Origin of the sequence: Wolbachia endosymbiont of Drosophila aff. chauvacae BK-2020 (genome assembly GCF_032848195.1) — a bacterium.
Lineage (GTDB): Bacteria > Pseudomonadota > Alphaproteobacteria > Rickettsiales > Anaplasmataceae > Wolbachia > Wolbachia pipientis.
Genome location: NZ_CP136586.1, coordinates 1,174,578 through 1,194,201, shown reverse-complemented (window position 1 = coordinate 1,194,201; position 19,624 = coordinate 1,174,578). Strand labels below are relative to the sequence as shown.

The window sequence follows — 19,624 nt, the reverse complement described above, 5'->3', positions numbered from 1 at the left end:
AACTTAAACCTTTTTAACTAAGATTTCATTATCAAGAGCGTACACTATTAGCTCATCATTTTCTACTACTTCCCCTGATAAAACTAATTTAGCTAAATTATTTTGAATACACTCTTGTATAACCCTTTTTAAGGGCCTTGCTCCATATTCAGGGTCATAGCCAGTTTGTGCTATTAGTTCTTTAGCTTCCTGCAACAAACTTATACTCAGTTTACGCTTAGCAAGTGTTTTTTGTAAATAAGAAAATTGAACATCTATAATTTTATAGATGTCATCTCTGGTTAAACTGTGGAATATAATAATTTCATCCAGCCTGTTTAAAAATTCTGGACGAAATGCTGATTTAACTATTTGCATCACTTCATTTCTTACAGAATCAACATTCCCTTTTAGCATTATCTCAGCGCCAAGGTTAGAAGTTAAAATCAGTATGGTGTTGCGAAAATCAATTAATTTACCATGACTATCAGTGAGTCTACCCTCATCCAAGATTTGCAGCAATAGATTAAATATATCTGGATTTGCTTTCTCGATTTCATCAAACAGAATAACCTGATATGGCCTTCTTCTTACCGCTTCAGTTAATCTGCCACCTTGTTCATAGCTAACATACCCTGGAGGCGCGCCAATTAACTTTGAAACAGAATGTTTTTCCATATATTCTGACATATCAAAACGCAAAAGCGCTGATTGATCGTCAAACAGAAATTCAGCTAAGGCTTTCGCAAGTTCGGTTTTACCAACTCCAGTTGGACCTAAAAATAAAAATGAACCAAAAGGCTTATTGGTATCTTGCACCCCAGAGCGGGAGCGCCTAACTGCATTACTTATCGCTTCTATTGCATCTTTCTGCCCTATTACTCTTCTTCCTATTTCATTCTCCATGTTAAGGAGTTTTTCCTTTTCACTATGCATCATATTATCAACTGGAATTCCCGTCCACTTTGAAACAATGTTTGCAATATCATCTCCAGTCACTTCTTTCTTTAAGAAACTATCAGTAACCTTTTCCTGATTTTTTAATTCATTCTCAAGCTGAGGGATCACACCATACATCAGCTCTCCTGCCCTTCCCAAATTCCCACTACGCTGAACTAATTCCAACTCTTTTCTAGCGTTATCTAATTTTTCGGCTGTTTCTTGTATTCTAGCTATTTTATTCTTTTCCATCTGCCATTTGCTGTTCAAGTCAGCAAATTTACTGTTTAGATTTTCGATCTCTTCATTTATCTTTTTTAAACGCTGTTTAGAATTTTCATCACTTTCTTTTTTTAGAGCCTCTGCTTCAATCTTTAGCTGTATAACCTTTCTCTCAAGTTCATCAATAACTTCAGGCTTGCTATCCATTTCAATTCTCACCCTACTTGCTGCTTCATCAATCAAATCAATTGCTTTATCAGGTAAAAACCTATCTGTTATATATCTATTGGATAACGTTGCAGCAGCAATTATTGCACCGTCTGTAATTCTTATACCATGATGCACCTCATATCTTTCCTTCAAACCCCTGAGTATTGAAATGGTATCAGTTTCAGTTGGTTGAGAGATAAACACAGGCTGAAAACGCCTTGCAAGTGCAGGATCTTTTTCTATATGCTGACGATATTCATCTAAAGTTGTGGCTCCTATACAGCGAATTTCTCCACGCGCAAGAGCAGGCTTCAGCAGATTCGAGGCATCCATTGCACCACTTGTTGCTCCTGCTCCAACTAAAGTATGAAGCTCATCTATAAACAAGATAACTTTTCCCTCCGCTCTCGAAAGCTCATTAATAACTGCTTTTAACCTTTCTTCAAATTCTCCTCTAAACTTAGTGCCAGCAATTAGTGCTCCAAGATCCAAAGCTAAGACCTTTGCATCATGCAAACCAAGTGGTACATCGTTTGCAACAATTCTATTTGCAAGCCCCTCAACTATTGCAGTTTTTCCAACACCAGGTTCACCGATCAGCACTGGATTATTTTTTGTCCGCCTCAGTGATACCTGCATAGTTCTTCTGATCTCTTCATCACGACCAATTACAGGATCAAGCTTTCCTTGCATAGCAAGCTCTGTAACATCTTTTGTATATTTCTTTGCCGCATTTAATTTTTCCTCACTGTTTGGCGAGTCCGCACTGCTGCCCTTTCTCATTTCTGCAACAACTGAGTTCAGTTTTTGTGGAGTCACACCATTCTCTGCCAGAATTTTGCCTACAGTATCATCTTTTTGTGCAGTGAGGCCCTGCAGTAAACGCTCGACAGCAACAAATGAATCTTTATTTCTCTTTGCAATACCAATTGAATCTTCAAAAACTTTTGCTATTTCTCTTGAAAGTTGAAGGCCACCACTTCCTGGACCTTCAATTACTGGCAACTTTTTTATTGCACTATCCACAGCATCGGAAATACTCTGCACATTTCCACCACAAGCGTTTATCAAATCCTGAACTAAACCTGATTCATCTTCAAGCATCACTTTTAGTAAATGCTCAGGCATAAAAATCTGATGCCCAGCTCCCAACGCTTTCATTTGAGCACTTTGAATTAGACTTTTTGCTTTTTCGGTAAATTTATTTAAGTCCATAACACCAGTTAAATTCGTATTTGCTGATGTATATAACAACTGATTTCATAAATTTAAACCTAAAGTTGTTTATTGTTAGGTATGAAATTTAAAACTTTCTTAAAAAAGGAACTATCATAGTAACCATACAAATATCTTGTATCTCAAGACCTTTGGTTTTTGTTGCTGAAAATGGTTGTATTATTTAAGTTATTAACAATATACAATACTAAGTTAATGTAATTTATTTGGAGATGACAGGAAAATTTATTGTAACTTTATATTTTAAATAGAATAAAGTTCTTTTGTTAGTATTGTCCTTTTTGTAAAAAATATTCCTAATTTCTTCATCATTTCTGTGGGTAAGGTCATCTGCTTCTCTACCTCAAGTGGTTAACAAAGTTTCTTGTCACGAGGGACCAAATGGAAATCTGCTCGTTTTCACGCGAATTAATGTTACAAATTCTATACATTTCGTTACAAAATGGCATTCGCTTTCTCCATTATCCTTTACCTGCATTTTCATCAGCGTTCCTTGCGGTTTGCTTGCCATATAGGCGGAAATACAGGCTTACCCTGTTCCTTCTGTCATGCAACAGTGGGTTAGGTGACTTCTCTATACCGGTGATTTGCGTACATCCAGAAATGAAAAATGTCACATTACCTTTTGGTCGGAGCTTATCAGCATCTTTAGCTCTTTAATCGTTACGATACTTATGAAGCTTCACTTACGTTCACCATACCACTAAGCCTAGCTCTCCAACCACATGATGCTTGTAGTTTATGCTCCTTTCACGATTGAGCATCTTCTTTTTCAAGAGGAGGTTCATTGTCCGCATCGCTTGGCACCAACCGGTTACCCGATTCGCACTGATGCATAGACTCAGATGGCAAAACATCTGGTTTAATAAGTTTTAGAACTCTTTTAGTTTCTTTCTGAAGGAATTCCTCTCCTTTTAAACAATATGACCGAAGACTTTCAGGTCGCACCATTTCAATAATTAGCTGGGTTCCAGCAGAATCAGTACAGAAAACATCAACAATACTTTGTTTTTTAGAGGCAATCTCAGCATCCATGATAGTGCTGAGAAATTCTATTTCTTCTATTTCATCTTTGCCAGCGAAGCCCAATATATCATTGAGAAAGTGAATGAGAATATCTTTATTTTTCTCAGTGCCAAATATTCTCTTGAACGCGAAATTGTTTTTTGGATCGAGAAATTTCGAAAAGGCCATAATTAAATACAATTAGGAGACGAATAATTATACACTATTTTTCGCAAATGTTCAACCTCTGATTACTCCTTATTCTTTGCCCTTCCTGCACGCTTACGTTCATTTGGATCAAGGAATTTCTTGCGTAAACGTATAGATTTTGGAGTTACTTCCACCAATTCATCATCATCTATATACGCTATCATATCCTCCAGTGTCATTATCTTTGGTGGAGTGAGCTTTATAGCTTCATCACTACCTGAAGCTCTTACGTTTGTTAATTGCTTACCCTTTAACACATTTATCTCCAAATCATTGTCACGGCTATGCTGGCCGACAACCATGCCACAATATACCTTATCCTGTGGCTTAATAAACATAATTCCCCTGTCTTGCAAATTGAAAATTGCATATGCCACAGCCTCACCCTTATCTGTAGAAATTAAAACTCCATTGCGCCTTCCAGAAATTGGACCTCTATGTGGAGCATAACTGTGAAATAAACGGTTAATTATGCCTGTGCCACGAGAATCAGTTAAAAACTCTCCTTGATAACCGATTAATCCCCTTGATGGCACTAAAAACGTTAATCTTGTCCTGCCATTACCAGAAGGTCTCATGTCAGTTACTTCACCTTTACGGAAGCTGAGTTTTTCCATGATGATTCCACTATATTCATCATCTACATCAATTACTACTTCCTCTATAGGTTCAAGTTTTTTACCGCCTTCTTCTTTAAATAACACGCGAGGGCGTGATACCGAAAGCTCAAAACCTTCTCTCCTCATATTTTCAATTAACACTCCAAGCTGTAACTCACCACGCCCACCTACTTCAAATGCTTCACCGCTTGGTGCCAAAGTCACAGTAATTGCAACATTTGTTTCTGCTTCCGCATATAAACGATCCTTTATAGCAGTTGAAGTAAGCTTTGTACCTTCTTGCCCAGCAAAAGGTGAATCATTAACGCTCAGAGTAATCGCCATTGTTGGCGGATCAACTGGAGTTGAGCTTACTGCAGTTGTAACTTCTGGTGCTGCTATAGTATCTGAAACCGAAGCTTCCTCAAGTCCTGCAATTGCAATTATGTCTCCCGCCACAGCTTGTTCTACTGGAATGCGTTTCAAGCCAGAAAATGAGAGCAACTTAGTTAATCTTCCTCGTTCAATTACTTTGCCATCGAGGTCAAGCACCTTAAGATCTGAATTGACTTTTGCAATGCCCTGATAAACCTTTCCTGTCAATATTCTGCCAAGAAACTTATCAGACTCAAGTAGAGTGACCAACATAGCAAAAGGTGCATTTTGATTATAAACAGAAGGTTTTATATAATCTATAACCGTTGAAAATAATGGGCTTAAATCTTTTCTTTCATCAGAAAGCTCCTTAGCACACCAGCCATTTCTACCTGAAGCATACAACACTGGAAAATCTAGCTGCTCGTTGGTTGCATCAAGGTTAAAAAATAACTCATATATTTCATTTAATACTTCATCAATTCTGCTATCTGGTCGGTCGACCTTATTGATTATCACAATTGGCTTCAAATTTGCTTTTAGTGCTTTTGAGAGCACAAATTTTGTTTGTGGCATGGGACCTTCTGCAGCGTCAACCAGCAGCAACACACCATCTGCCATGCACAATACCCTTTCCACTTCCCCACCAAAGTCCGCGTGCCCTGGCGTGTCAATAATATTGATCTTTTCATCGCCCCACATTATTGATGTACATTTTGCAAGTATTGTAATTCCGCGTTCACGCTCTTGATCACCACTATCCATCACTCGTTCTTGAACTTCTTGATTCTCGCGGAATGTGCCACTTTGTTTTAACATGTTATCAAGTAAAGTAGTTTTACCGTGGTCAACGTGTGCGATTATTGCTATATTTCGGATCGATTTAAATTCGTTCATTTTCTATCATTTCAAAATTAATTTAGTAATAAGTATACATAAAATACACTTGGAGTAAATAACTAAAGCTGTGTATAAATGCTGTGTTTCCAAGATATTATAGGATTACTTTGTTAAATATTCCCTACTCCCAGGTTTTGTTATGGGTAGTTGTTTTAATTCACTTGGAAGTTCTTCCTCGCTGTAGTTTTTGATGTTCAGTTCAATCAAAGATATGACAGGAAAAGGCAGTTTCGTTTCACTATTTCTCTTTATCAAAGAAGCTTCAGCAACAACTTTACCTCCTTCCCCTTCTGCACATTCCACTGCTTCAAGTGAAGATTTACCTGTGGTTATTACATCTTCAATGAGCAATATTTTCTCACCCTTTTTGATCTTAAATCCACGGCGTAATTCAAACTTACCATTAACGCGCTCGCAAAACATTGTCTTTATTCCAAGCTGCCTGCCAATCTCATAACCCACAATTATTCCACCAATTGCAGGAGATAATATTAAATCTATGGAGCTATTTAATTCTTTTTTTATTTTATCTGCTAATAATGCGCAAACTTTCATGGCTCTGCTTGGATTTTCAAAAATCTTCGCACACTGTATGTATGTGTCACTATGCAGCCCGGATGATAAAACAAAATGCCCATGCAAAATTGCTTCTGCTTCTTTAAATTCTTTTATTATTAGGTTATTTTCGTCTAATATCATTTTTTAAGTTTCACTATTACATTCTTTATTAATTATCTGAGTGATACAAACATCAGACCACACATTTATTGCAGTTTCAAACATATCGATGATTGTATAAATAGGCAAAATCAGTCCCATAATATGCAGAGGAACATTCATCGACATGAGATAACTGGTTGCCATAAAATAGCACCCCATCGGCACTCCAGCGTTACCAATTGCAGCCCCTGTAGCTAAAAAAATCCATATCAACATTTCGCTTAAGGAAAATACGTATCCGTTCATTTCTGCAACAAACATTACAGTGATTAGTATAAATGCAGCACATGCATTCATGTTAATTGTTGTGCATATTGGTAAAATAAAAGACGATAATTTCTTTGGCACCTTTAGCTTGTTCTGCACACATTCTATAGTTGTTGGCAATGTTGCACTGGATGATTTAGAAAAAAACGCAAGTGTGAGTGCTGGCATAACCCCTTTCAGCGTTTGAATTGGTGATATGCCTTTATACCACATAAATAGCGGTAAAATCAGAAATGCCTGCACAAAATTTGCAGACATTATGCAAACAAAATACCATAAAAGATTGTAGAACTCACTACCGCCTTTTAATTCATGCAAAAAACATGTAATAAAAGACCAAACAGCAAGCGGAATAAATTTTAATAACCCTTGAGCAATTTTAAGTAGCGTATCAAAAAGTGCAGAGAATACTTGATATAATATATCCTGCTTTTCTTTTGAAAGTGAAACAATAGCTCCACCCATCAAAAAAGCGATTAATATGCTACCAATCATATTATTTTCAAGAAAAACTTGCACAAAATTAGAAGGAATGAGTGATTTTAAATATGAAAAATAACTGTGGTTATTGCTGTTAATACTCCCTATTGTATTACTTATGAAATTTTTTCTTGCTGGATCTATTAACAAATAAAACGATAATGCAACAAACGCAGCTATAATAGTTGTAAGCAGAGTATAAAATAGTGTTTTCTTAACTAAGACTTTGATTTCAATTGAGTCTTTGAGCCCGGAAATTGTGGAAACTATGGATAAAAAAACCAGAGGTAAGCTTATTAATTTGAGCAAGCTGATAAAGATATCACTAAATAGCTTTGCTATTTCAAATATGATTTCATTGTTTAGGTAGTAAGCAACTATTGCAAGCAGTATAGAAAAAAGTATTGCAAACTTGTGCATTGAAAATAAAACTTCAAAGTAACATTATACAATAATTTTGCTGTTTTGGAATCAGATTGATAGACAAAATAACTTTACAGATTAGGGAAAGATAAGAGGATGTGTTTATTCGGAGACAGTGTAAGATTTCTTAATTTAAATTTAGGTGCACTTAGCCCATTCTGGTGATAACAAATTGGAATAGATAAGATATGATAACTAACTCTTCTGCGAGTATATAGTTTTGCCGGACACAACAGTACGTACTACGTGTCCTTTTACTTTGCGACCATCGAAAGGAGAATTCTTTGATTTACTAGCAAAGTTGTCAGTTTTAATTTCCCATTCATGATTGAGGTCAACTAAAATTAAGTCTGCAGCAAGGTTTTTTTGTATACGACCACGTGGTATGTGTATTATATCTGCAGGCTTATATGTCAATTTTGCAAGCACATCAAGTAGACCCATTTGCCCACTGTGATAGAGTTCAAGTGAAAGGGGCAGCATTGTTTCAAGACCAACAATACCAAATGCAGCATTTTCAAGTGGTAGATCTTTAGAACTACGATCATGCGGAGCGTGATCAGTTGCAATGCAATCAATCACACCTGTCTTTAAACCTTCAACCATAGCTAAACGATCTTCTTCAGTGCGAAGCGGCGGATTCATTTTTGCAATTGCTCCATGTTGTTTTACTATATCTTCAGTCAAAGTGAAGTGATGAGGGGTTACTTCGCACGTAACATTTAATCCCAAATCTTTTGCACGTTTAATAGCATCAAGTGAATCTTTTGAAGAGACATGTAGAATATGGTAGTGCACATTTTCCATATCCTTCATTAGCAGTATATCACGATTTACCATAACCGATTCTGACGCACTCAAGATCCCCTTTACTCCCAATTCTTCAGAAATTTTACCTTCGTTGATTGCGCCACCAGCAGATAAATTTAAATCTTCTGCATGTTGAGCAATAGGAACATTCAGCATACTTGAATAAAGCAGCGCCTGTCTCATAATCATTGGGTTCATAACTGGCATGCCATCATCGGTGAACCCAACCGCACCTGCTTCCTTTAAAAGTGCCATTTCAGTCAGGTGTTCTTCCGAAGTGGTGATTTTAGCGTAAAATTCAACGTTTACATGTGAAGTTTCAAGTGCTCTATATTTCAAATATTTAGCCAAAATAACGCTATCAATTGCTGGAACAGTGTTTGGCTGACAAACTACAGTTGTAACTCCCCCCGCAGCTGCAGATTTGCTGCCTGTATATATAGTTTCTTTATGTTCCTGGCCTGGTTCACGAAAATGTACGTGAATGTCAATAAGGCCTGGCATTAGAACAAGCCCTTTACAGTCTATTGTTTCATCAACTCCACTTGTTGAAAATAATGATTCACCAAAGTCAACAATTTTATCCCCTTCAGTCAATAATGAACCTTTTATATCAAGTTTAGTTTCCGGGTCGATAATACGAGCATTAGTATACGCAATTTTATAGCCTTCCTTTTGCCCTGTTTGCAACAAATCCCAAGTTTGAGTCATTATATTTGAGTATCGATTATAAAATAAATCTAAAGTTTTTTTAATAAAACACAACCAAATTAAAACACAGACTAAGAGCTGTCTTGAATTAAAGTGCTTTCATTACCCTAAAGATTTGGTTCTTATAACCTAGTTAGCTCAGTTTTAACGTTAATGTGTGAAGCTCTGAGTTCTGTTGAAGGATTTTCCAGCTGAATATCTAGCTCATTCTGTATGTTCGATAAACAAATTAAAGCTGAATCAAAAATTTCATCACACTGCTTTGCTTCATGTATATCATCAATTATTTCCTCGAATTCTTCCACATCATCCATTTCTTGCGGCGCACTTTTTAATATCGCTTTTATTTGGTTTAAGTTTTGACGAATTTTCTCCTGATATCCAACAATTCTCTCTTGATATATATCAATCATTTTTTGACATGCGTTGCCTCTAAATGGATGTTCTTTTTTCTCTTTTATGTAAGAACTTTGAAAGTCTTTACAGTTAAGGATTGCTTCTCTATGTTTTTTTATGTCATTAATTGCGCTGATTATCGACTTATCTATTTTCTTTAAATTTTCTTCCCGTTCTTCTCTTTTAATTATACTTTTGGATTCATTTTTTATCTGGTTCATTTTGTCATACAGGTTTCTGCATCCTTTGTAAGATGCCATTGGTTGTAACATTCCTTCTTTTACACCTTTATTGTAAAAATTCTTCAACTCATCACTTGATAGTATTGTTATAGCATCTTCCCTTTTACCTTGTGATTTAGGATACTTTTTATTCAATAAACTAACATGATTTAACAAGAAATCTCTAACTAGCCCTTCTTTTTTTACTTCGGATAATCTTTCTAGTGTTTCTATATATTTCAGAGTTTCCGCAAAGAGCTGTCCACCAGAGGGAGCAAATCCTTGAAGTGATTTACTCTGTGCTTTACAAAAATCGGTTTGTAAAAAATCTTCAGCTTGTTTTTTTATTACTGAAAGTTCATTAAAGGCTTTTTCTGGATTGATTTTTCTCAAAATACTAATAGCTTTTCTAATCGCTTTTTCTCTCTTTTTATTATCTTGCTTTTCATTTAATATGAGATGTTCAGTTTTGGTAAAAGCATTACCTTGATCACTCTTTGCAATGTTACAAACGATGTTTTTTACAACTTCTTCGGTTGCTGCATAATCTATTTCTTTTGCAAAGCAGTCAACAAATGATTGCCAAACTTTTTTATTAACAAGTTTACTTGTCTTATTTTCAAAATCTTCTATATCTTTGAATCCTAAAATAGTATAGAGATTTTTTTCGATTATTGGTTCGGCATGTTGTTTTGCCACTTTACCTTTTATATTGAATGGAAATTTACTAATCTTAGTTGTACCCACAATATTACCTCAATATTAACGCTATCTATAAAAGTATAAAGATTTAATATTTAATTTTTAATTAATACTAGCACAGCTAACTACGGGAGCATTATGCTAGCATCAATTAACACTTTAACTTCTAACTTGTCATCAGTAATATTGTTTATATAAAAACTATAATTTTTTATGCCTGAACTTGGGAATATATTGCTATTGCTAGCCTGCTTATTGTCTTTGACATATTTGTTTTTACCGCTTAGTTCTTGTCGGTTTATTACCACTGCCATATTTTTTTGTGTATCAGCGTCAATGGCTATTTTGATCTACTGCCACATTACAAATGATTTTTCACTTGAAAACGTATACTACCACTCACACACAACAAAACCTTTGATCTACAAGATTTGTGGTGTTTGGGGAAACAAAGAAGGGTCCATGTTGCTTTGGACCTTAGTGCTTGTCATGTATTTATTACTAATGGATATTTATATACCTTCTGTCATCCCAGTTTCCCCCTCTGTCATCCCAGTCTCTTCTTCTGTCATCCCAGTGCCCAGACACTGGGATCCAGACAATTTAATTGCAAATGAGTACATCAAATGGCAGTGTAATAAAAACTGGATTCCAGTGTCAAGCACTGGAATGACACCAGAACGAACTAATGGTAGTAAATTAAAAAAAATATCTCTTATCACTCATGGGCTGATTTGCTTTTGTTTTTTGCTGTTCACTTTAATTGAATCCAGCCCCTTCACTAAAATGCCAGGCATTGAAACAGATGGATTGGGTTTTAATCCGATATTGCAGGATATAGGCCTTGCTATTCATCCACCGATATTATATTTGGGGTACCTTGGATTTAGCGTTCCTTTTTCGCTCTCTATAGCTGGATTAATTTTAAATACTGAAGGAAATGTTTGGGCTAAAATTGTCAGGCCTTGGGTACTTATTTCTTGGTCGCTGCTCACTTTGGGCATCAGCTTGGGTAGCTGGTGGGCATATCGCGAACTTGGGTGGGGTGGATTTTGGTTTTGGGATCCAGTGGAAAACGTTTCTTTGATGCCGTGGCTAATTGCAGTAGCGCTGACACATTTGTTGCTCGTGGTACGGAATTTCAATGTTTTAAGGAACTTTGCTATTTTACTTACGCTTACAACTTTTATATTGAGTGTGACTGGAACATTTCTAGTTCGCTCAGGAATACTTACCTCAGTGCACACGTTTGCAGATGACCCAAGATATGGACTATATATATTAGCTCTACTTGGTGTAATTACAGTCAGTAGCTTAGTAATATTTGTAGTATTTACGAGAAAAAATCACACGCCTGCGATGTCATTCCAATGCTTGACACTGGAATCCAGAAAGAAACTTGCTACTCAAGTGACAGAGGGTAGAAGATTCTTTTCACGCTTTACGATGATACTGATGAACAATTTATTATTCATCACTGCCTTTTTCATCGTGTTCGTTGGCACTTTATACCCTACAGTGCTTGAGTATTTAACCGGTGAATTAATTTCAGTTGGAGCACCATATTACAATTCTTTATTTAACTCTATTGCACTAGCTATTCTAGTGCTCACCATGATCGGGCAATACTGCAGTTGGCAGGGAAATAGTCTATTGCCAATATTCCGTGAATATAGATTTTCATTCTGCAGTGCTGCAGCTATTTTGCCGTTTATCTTTCACATGGAGCTAATAATTGTGCTATCAATTACTATCTCCATAGCATTATTAATCTTTGTTTTAGAAGCATACAGTAAAAGAATTCGTTTATTTAAGGTAGCATTTGGTGAATCAATTTTATTAGCAAGAAGAGTTTCTAAGTCCTACTATGCAATGATGCTTGCTCATGCTGGAGTGGCAATTCTAGTGCTTGGTATAGCTTATTCAGTTGGTTGGCAGGAGAAAAAAGAAAATTACTTAAAAATAGGGGATAGCATAACAGTCAATAAATTTAAAGTTACTTTACGCAATATTGAGCTAATAAAAGAAAAAAATTTCCATGCAGTGAGGGGTACAATGGATATCAGGAATTTGCTGAATAATAAGATATTAGGTGAAGTAACTCCTGAATATAGATTTTACCTTGCGGAAGGTCAGAAAAATGTTGAAAGCAGTATCTACCACAATTTGCTTTCTGATATTTATGTTGTAATTGGAGAGATTGATAAGAGTAAGAGCAAAATCGCAGCCAAAGTGCACTATAAACCTGGAATGTCTATAATCTGGCTTGGATCCTTTCTTATCGCTTTTGGTTCGCTCCTTGCTGCTTTTCCTTTTAGTGGACGAGCAAGGATTGTCTAGCTGTCGTGGATTTATTAACAACGCTCCTAGGTCCAGAGTGCAACGTATGAGAAATTACCGAGCTATAGATACTGATTTGCAAAGGTTAGAACCAAAGAAAGTTATATTTTTTTATTGACAGACCTATATATTACGATATTCACTAAGGGATTAGTGAGTAATGGTTATACAATATGAATGGTGGGGTATCAGGCAAGGAAAAAGTTATACGCACTCCTTTCGATTTTAAGGAGCCTTACAGCGATTGGCGTCAAATTTTTAAACGTCCTAATCAACAGTATAACCCTTCCAACTATGATTCGTCGAGCGAAATAAATGAACACGATATAGAAACTCAAAAGATTGAAGAAGGTGATGGCCATGATTCAGGTATTAGTTCCGATGATGAGGATGACCGGACAACTTATACAGCAGTACAATTAACTAATGATTCTCTTGATAGCCAAAGATATACAGGAATATGCATTCCAACACCAACTGATGGTTGGGTAGGTGAAAATAATCATCAGACTGGTTTATCAGGTGATTTGCCAGACGTGAGTAATAATCCACAAATTTTTGAAAGTACTGATTCAGTACAGCTAGATAATATTGTTTTTAGCAATCTAATTCAGCTTTCCTTGATTAGTCAAGAGCATAATTCTACCTGCAATGATCATGTAATTTGTGATTCAGGTCACAATTCTGACGATGAGGATCAGATTCCAGAGGACTTTCCTTCAAGGAAACGAGTACGATCGATTGAAATTGATCAGTTTGAACCGTTGTACAAGAAGAGGAAAATAGAAGCACAAAATAATCAAAAATATACAGAAAATGTATGTAATCCAACAAATGGTGGTTTGTGAGGTGAAAGTGATAATCCACAAACTTTTGAAAGCGATCCTTTACAGCATGGTAGTAATGGTTTAGGTTATAACTTCAGTGGTTATAGTCAAGCAACTTATAGTAAATTAAGTGCTTCAGATCAAGAAGAGGGTCAAGGCTATTCTTTAGGTGGTTCTTGTGAAAATAAAGAAAATTTGACAAAGGGCGCTGGTGGTAGTAATCAGACTTTTGAAGGTGAACAGAAAAGCTCAGAATTTCCGAAAGTTGACAATTGGTCAGATAGTGATGGGAACTCAGAAGATAGTTCGGACTCAAAAAAGGGTTCGTACTATAGTTCAGGTAATCTTGATTCAATGGAGTTAACAGATGATTTGGATTCAGAAAATGATCGGGACCTAGAAGATGATAATCCTTTTCTAAAAGACTCACTTTTTATGAAACTAAAAATGTCGTTAACTCAAAGTAAACAGGATCTGATTGATAAATGCTGTGGGGAGGTGAGAGGTATAACAGAACAAAATGAACAAAAAGATATAAAAAATACTCCAGAAAGTATTAAGTGCATAGTAGCTAAATACTTAGAAAAAGAAGTAATGTTAAATTTAAAATGTAGTTGTTGTAACAAAACTGTAACAAATACAGTATTTGAAGAAATAAAAGATCTTACTAGTGGTAGTCATATAAGTAACAGAAGTAACACTTTTGTATTTGATAACTTTCCCTATCAAAGTAAAGATAAAAACTGTAACAAAGAAAGTAAAGGTCAAAACTGTAACAAAGAAAGTGAAGATCAAAACTGTAATAAAGAAAGTGAAGATCAAAACTGTAACAAAAAAAATGAAGTGTCCGAAGAGGACATTATCAAAAGCATTGTTAGTAATTTATTGTTAGAAGGTGGGAAAGTAAAACGCCATAATTTTTTCGATGGGAATGAGTTTGAGCAGATAGTTACTTGTAATGGATTTGATGATGGTCTTTCTGAGAAATGTAAGGAAATTGAAAGCAAGCTAAAAGGTTTAGCATATGAAAGTATTGTAAACAAAAGCAAGCAGACTCAAAATGTATTAGGAGTAGACAAGGATAATAGATATTTTTGTATAGAGTACTCGCAAGATAGTATTGTTGAAGTTGCAGAAATCCTAAACAATGAAAAAGCCAAAGACTTAAATTTAAGAGTTGGCATACTCAAAATTGGAGAAAGTATAGTAAGAGTTGAAAATGTAGAAGAAATAGGGGGAAAAAGAAATTACATGGATGTCTCAAAAGGTGGTATTGAAATGTCTTTTACTACTGAGGTAGGAGAGATAAGTATTTATCTAAGTCCTAGTGAGAAAGGCAGCAATAAAATAAAAGTGGAGATTGATGGGGAAAACAGAGCAAGGCTTAATGAGTTAAAAAATAGGGGAAAAAGTTTAGGGGAAAACTGTCTTTTAGGAGGAAAAAGTGTTGAGGAAGCTATAGAGCATGAAAGTTTTGAAAGATATGGCAGTGTACCTAACACTGCTATGAAGGAACCTAGCTTAGGTTGCGTTGCTAACATAGCAAGGGGGGGATAAGCTTGCAGAGATAAAATGATGGGCCAAATTGGCAGTATTTCGCTTTTGTAATGTACTTCAAAATGGTAGTATGCAAGCTAGATAGAACTTAATTGACAGACAAGAATTAACTGATGGAAAAATTGACATAATCAAACAATCACAGAATAAACTAGTGAATTTTTTGAAAAGTATATAAAATTCAAGTTTAAGTAAATAGCATGGCACTTAGACTCATTCCAGACAACCTCGATATCAAGTTTAGTAAATATAGGGATTTGACTGCATTAATTAGCATTATTCTTATCATCTTTTCAATATTCACTGTTGTGCTGCGTGGAGTGAACTTAGGCATAGACTTTGCAGGCGGAATTTTGATAGAGATAAAATCTTCAGATGAGAATCACTCTATTCTCGATGCATTAAAAGAAAATGGTTTTACAGTGCAGAGTTCAAAAGCGGGTGATAATTTAGTCATGCGTTTTAAAGATGAAGGAGATGAAGATAAAATCAAAAAGATAAAAAGCATACTAGAAGAAAAGCTGGGGAGCTCAATAAGCTATCGTAAAGTAGACTATGTTGGCCCACAAATAAGCTCAACACAAATATTTGAAGGAATGTTATCCATGTTGATCGCGATTGTTGGAATATTTTTTTACGTTTGGTTTAGATTTAATTGGCAATGTGGATTCAGTGGAATAACAGCACTGATTCATGACGTGATTTTAACTGTTGGTTTTATTAGCCTAACTGGCATTGAGTTTAATATTTCATCAGTTGCAGCTCTCCTTACTGTCATTGGTTATTCAATCAATAACTCAGTAATTATATATGATCGGATTCGAGAGTATCGCAGGAGTGGTAAAAGTGGGCGGATGAGTGAGGTAGTAGATGCAAGTATCAACGCTACATTATTTCGCACTATATTAACTTCTGGTACAACCCTTCTTGCTGCTCTTCCTTTGGTATTAATCTGCACAGATGCAGTGAGAGACTTCAGCTTGATCATTTTTTTTGGTATTTTGATTGGCACTTGTTCTGCAATATTTATTTCTGCTCCTATATTGACCTACAGAGCTTTGATAAGTAGATTGTAGAAGTGTTTAGTCGCGGTATAATATCAACTTATTATCTCTTATAGTGAAATGAAAATACCTTAAAAAGCTCATTCCAAGTAGTGAATGAGACATAGAATGAGTGTTAACGCTTGCCTGTACATCATTAATCAAAAAATTTCCTATTTTAACTTGAGGTATTTGAACCACTCCAGCTTTTATTTGACCTTTCGCAGTTTCATATATTTTAAAATCCTGAACATTTTGTAAGTTAATACCAACATGTAATGCGTCTTTTTGTGATAGAACAATATCGGTTGCTCCAGTATCAAGCAAAAACGTTATATTGCGATCATTGACTTGAGCCTGAATATAAAAGTGTCCATCATATGACTTCGTAAATTCAATACTTCCACTATTCTGACCGCTATTTTGAATTCTTCCTTTATATGGTAAAAAAGTACTGAGAAATCTGTCGCTTAGTTTGTCCCTTTGTGAATCAATAAGCATTGCAGTAGTGGCTATTATTAGCAACCAAATAACTAGATTTTTCACCGCGTTCATATTGTTAAAATTTGAAGCTATTAAAATAAATTTTAAAGATCAGCGTTAAAAGTTATTATTAAAAATAAGTAAATTTCATTGTTTTAGTACAATATTTAGTATACACTTTAAGAAGATATGTTTGATTTAATTTCATGTCAGAAGCAAAAAGTTTAATTTTGGCAGCTATCCTTTCCATGTTAATCATGGTGTCTTGGCGTATTATTTATGATAATTTTTTTAGTACAAACCAAAACCAGCCATTGATTGAAAATATTGAACATATCGAATCTTTTAACGACCTTGCTCCTATAATATACCAAAATCGTTCTGAAATTATTAATTCTACTCGAGAACAGAGGGTTAGTTTAACCAATAACATGATTAAAGGATCAATTTCTCTGAAAGGTGCAAGGTTTGATGACTTAATTTTAACTAATTACCACTTAGAACCGAGTTCTTCTTCTCCACAAGTGGTGTTACTGTCACCTGCAGAATCAAAAGATGTATATTTTGCAGAATTTGGGTGGCTCGATCCGAGTAACAAGATTAAAGTTCCAGATTCTAAAGCAGTCTGGCGAGCAGATAAACTTAATCAAAAAGAGGTCAATTTATCTTGGGACAATGAGAATGGCATTTTATTTAGAATGAAAATTAACCTCGACGATAATTACATGTTTAAAGTTGAGCAAGTTGTTGAAAATAATACAAAGGATAATGTAGTTTTGGTTCCTTATGGTAAAATTAACCGTAAACGTGACAATATCAACGAATCTTATTGGATATCCCATGAAGGAGTACTGGGTGCATTTGATAATAAACTAAAGGAGTGGACATATAAGGATATTTCCAAAAAACATTTAATAAAAGCAAGCACGAGTGAAAAAAATTGGTTTGGTTTTGCTGATAAATACTGGCTCACAGCCATCATACCTGAAAAATCTGATAAAATAAATGTAAGCATTAAACACACAAACGTTAATAATACTGATAAATTCCAAGTAGATTTTGTCAAACCTTACAAGAGCATACTTCCTGGTGCAAGCGTTTCTAATGTGAATTATTTTTTTGCTGGAGCAAAAAAGTTGAATTTACTGGATTCTTATAAGGACACTCTCAATATACCCCTGTTTGATAAAGCTGTAGATTTTGGTGTTCTTTACTTTATAACTAAACCAGTGTTTTTACTGCTTGAATATTTTAACTTCGTTTTAAAAAATTTTGGCTTAGCAATATTATTGCTGACTTTAGTAATCAAACTTTTGATGCTTTCCTTATTTAATAGATCATATATTTCGATGTTTAAGGTAAAAAGCCTGCAGCTTGAATTAACTCGTATAAAAGAGTTGTATAAAAATGACAGCTTAAAGCAGCATAAAGAGACAATTGCATTGTTTAAGAGAAACAACGTAAATCCAATGTCGAGCATTTTTCCCATGCTAATACAAATACCGGTATTTTTTGCTCTATATAAAGTATTATTTGTTACTATAGAGATGAGGCATGCTCCTTTTTTTTTATGGATTAAGGATCTTTCAGCTCCTGACCCAACGAACATCTTTACATTATTTGGGTTGTTTAATTATAACTTTCCTATTTCTATAGGCATTTTACCTATAATTTTCGGTGCCACCATGATAATTCAGCAGAAGCTAAGTGAGAAAGATCAAACCAGTAAAGATGATATTCAAGTAAATGTTATGAAGTTTTTACCTTACATTTCTGTCTTTATTTTTTCTTCTTTTCCTGCCGGCCTGGTAATATATTGGATATTTAGTAATATTATAACTCTAATTCAACAGTCATTAATAAAGTTGTTTTTAACAAAAAAAGTGGTAGTAAATGTCGAGAATACTAATAGTTAATTCGATTTATTATACTGAAATAGCGAACCTTTTGCTTGAAGGTGCAATTGATAAATTAAAAGGCAGTAATGCCAGTTACGATGTAGTTGAGGTTCCTGGTACATTTGAGATACCAGCTACAATTCTTTTTGCAGTCAAGAGTGGGCATACTAATTATGATGGTTATTTAGCTCTTGGGTGCGTAATTCGCGGTGAAACCGATCATTATCAATATGTTTGTAAAGGAGTAATTGAAGGCTTAAATGAGGTTGTTATGCATTATGCAATACCCCTTGGTATGGGTGTAATTACCGCTGACAGCAAAGATAAAGCACTAGTTAGAGCTGATAAAAACAAAAAGAACGTTGGTGGCCATGCAGCCTCAACTGTTTTGCGTATGATAGATTTACACAATAAATTAAAATAATGGAGGAAAAACCAGTAGATAAAAAGTGGCGCATAAAAAGAAGCACGGCAAGATTTCTTGCTGTACAAATTGCTTATTCAAATATTTTCGTAGGTTACAACAAAAGCACTTTTAAACTGGAAAATTGTGAGCTTAAGGACTACATAAATAAGTTGAAAGATATATTTGAATGTGAAGAATTTGAACATCAGTTCTTAGAAAACTTGTTATATAAGGTTATAAAAAGCAGTGAAGAATATGATAAAATAATAGAGTCTTATTTACACCCAAGTTGGTCCCTTTCACGGTTAAATCTTATAAGCTTATCTATTTTGCGTGTTGCAATATGTGAGTTAGCTAATTGTGATACGCCAGTTCCAGTTGTCATTAATGAATATACTAACATTGCATCTGATTTACTTGATAAACCAAGCGAAATTGGTTTTATTAATGGGTTATTGGATAAGGCAAAAGATGCAGTTAAATTAAATAAAAATCCTTAGCAATTATAGCCAGCAAGCACAAGGTGTCATCCGAGTAGCTGCTGTATGAACATTGTCTACCAGATCCCAGTGCTTGACACTGGAATGGCTTTGTTGCATAGCAGCTGAAAAAATCTGGTGGCTACTGACAAAATTCATTATAAAATAGCCATTTAACCTTGAAAG

At 35.0% G+C, this 19,624-nt stretch carries 14 protein-coding genes and 2 pseudogenes; 6 read left to right on the top strand and 10 right to left on the bottom strand.

Translation table 11 applies throughout. From position 1 onward, the window contains the following. Window positions 1-3: 3 nt before the first annotated feature. From clpB to R0F62_RS06220, 9 genes and pseudogenes are all read right to left on the bottom strand, one after another. Window positions 4-2,565: an ATP-dependent chaperone ClpB gene (gene clpB, locus R0F62_RS06260; protein ID WP_274979359.1), complete on the bottom strand. Its 2,562-nt coding sequence runs from the start codon at window positions 2,563-2,565 to the stop codon at window positions 4-6. A gap of 388 nt (window positions 2,566-2,953) precedes the next feature. Continuing rightward, the gene (locus R0F62_RS06255) at window positions 2,954-3,097 is read right to left on the bottom strand and encodes a hypothetical protein (RefSeq protein ID WP_173862872.1); all 144 of its coding nucleotides are present in this window, start codon (window positions 3,095-3,097) and stop codon (window positions 2,954-2,956) included. Window positions 3,098-3,534: 437 nt separating this feature from the next. Continuing rightward, window positions 3,535-3,780 (bottom strand): annotated as a pseudogene (locus R0F62_RS06250) (PD-(D/E)XK nuclease family transposase); the annotation flags it as partial. 62 nt (window positions 3,781-3,842) lie between these two features. Continuing rightward, window positions 3,843-5,672 carry a translational GTPase TypA gene (gene typA, locus R0F62_RS06245; RefSeq protein ID WP_010962447.1) on the bottom strand — a complete coding sequence of 610 codons (1,830 nt, stop codon included), beginning with the start codon at window positions 5,670-5,672 and terminating at the stop codon, window positions 3,843-3,845. Between the two features lie 105 nt (window positions 5,673-5,777). Beyond that, entirely contained in the window at window positions 5,778-6,374 is a 597-nt protein-coding gene (gene pyrE, locus R0F62_RS06240) for an orotate phosphoribosyltransferase (protein ID WP_006279657.1), read from the bottom strand. A 3-nt stretch (window positions 6,375-6,377) separates the two neighbouring features. Continuing rightward, window positions 6,378-7,562 carry a dicarboxylate/amino acid:cation symporter gene (locus tag R0F62_RS06235; protein WP_010082165.1) on the bottom strand — a complete coding sequence of 395 codons (1,185 nt, stop codon included), beginning with the start codon at window positions 7,560-7,562 and terminating at the stop codon, window positions 6,378-6,380. Window positions 7,563-7,760: 198 nt separating this feature from the next. Continuing rightward, entirely contained in the window at window positions 7,761-9,086 is a 1,326-nt protein-coding gene (locus tag R0F62_RS06230) for a dihydroorotase (RefSeq protein ID WP_022626228.1), read from the bottom strand. Window positions 9,087-9,208: 122 nt separating this feature from the next. After that, window positions 9,209-10,450 carry a hypothetical protein gene (locus tag R0F62_RS06225; protein ID WP_095742638.1) on the bottom strand — a complete coding sequence of 414 codons (1,242 nt, stop codon included), beginning with the start codon at window positions 10,448-10,450 and terminating at the stop codon, window positions 9,209-9,211. 80 nt (window positions 10,451-10,530) lie between these two features. Continuing rightward, on the bottom strand, window positions 10,531-10,719 hold the full coding sequence (locus R0F62_RS06220) for a hypothetical protein (protein ID WP_022626229.1): 189 nt from the start codon (window positions 10,717-10,719) through the stop codon (window positions 10,531-10,533). On the opposite strand from R0F62_RS06220, the gene R0F62_RS06215 reads away from it, so the two are divergent. From R0F62_RS06215 to secF, 3 genes and pseudogenes are all read left to right on the top strand, one after another. Next, window positions 10,640-12,745, top strand: a complete 2,106-nt coding sequence (locus tag R0F62_RS06215; protein WP_458694557.1) for a cytochrome c-type biogenesis CcmF C-terminal domain-containing protein — start codon at window positions 10,640-10,642, stop codon at window positions 12,743-12,745. The two genes, R0F62_RS06220 and R0F62_RS06215, sit on opposite strands and share 80 nt — an antisense overlap. A 341-nt stretch (window positions 12,746-13,086) precedes the next feature. After that, window positions 13,087-15,129, top strand: a pseudogene (locus tag R0F62_RS06205) (hypothetical protein); the annotation flags it as partial. A 200-nt stretch (window positions 15,130-15,329) separates the two neighbouring features. After that, window positions 15,330-16,205, top strand: a complete 876-nt coding sequence (gene secF / locus R0F62_RS06200) for a protein translocase subunit SecF (protein ID WP_274979356.1) — start codon at window positions 15,330-15,332, stop codon at window positions 16,203-16,205. Between the two features lie 6 nt (window positions 16,206-16,211). On the opposite strand, the gene R0F62_RS06195 is transcribed toward secF, so the two are convergent. After that, window positions 16,212-16,727 carry a TIGR02281 family clan AA aspartic protease gene (locus R0F62_RS06195; RefSeq protein ID WP_006279648.1) on the bottom strand — a complete coding sequence of 172 codons (516 nt, stop codon included), beginning with the start codon at window positions 16,725-16,727 and terminating at the stop codon, window positions 16,212-16,214. Between the two features lie 134 nt (window positions 16,728-16,861). Here R0F62_RS06195 and yidC point away from each other — a divergent pair, with 134 nt between their 5' ends. From yidC to nusB, 3 genes are read left to right on the top strand one after another with little or no spacing between them, the layout of a single operon-like run. After that, window positions 16,862-18,571: a membrane protein insertase YidC gene (gene yidC, locus R0F62_RS06190; RefSeq protein ID WP_316659888.1), complete on the top strand. Its 1,710-nt coding sequence runs from the start codon at window positions 16,862-16,864 to the stop codon at window positions 18,569-18,571. Then, window positions 18,549-18,977, top strand: a complete 429-nt coding sequence (locus R0F62_RS06185; RefSeq protein ID WP_006279647.1) for a 6,7-dimethyl-8-ribityllumazine synthase — start codon at window positions 18,549-18,551, stop codon at window positions 18,975-18,977. The genes yidC and R0F62_RS06185 overlap by 23 nt, the downstream gene beginning before the upstream one ends. Beyond that, window positions 18,977-19,459: a transcription antitermination factor NusB gene (nusB, locus tag R0F62_RS06180; protein ID WP_007549265.1), complete on the top strand. Its 483-nt coding sequence runs from the start codon at window positions 18,977-18,979 to the stop codon at window positions 19,457-19,459. Before R0F62_RS06185 ends, nusB begins: the two co-directional genes overlap by 1 nt. Window positions 19,460-19,624 lie beyond the last annotated feature (165 nt).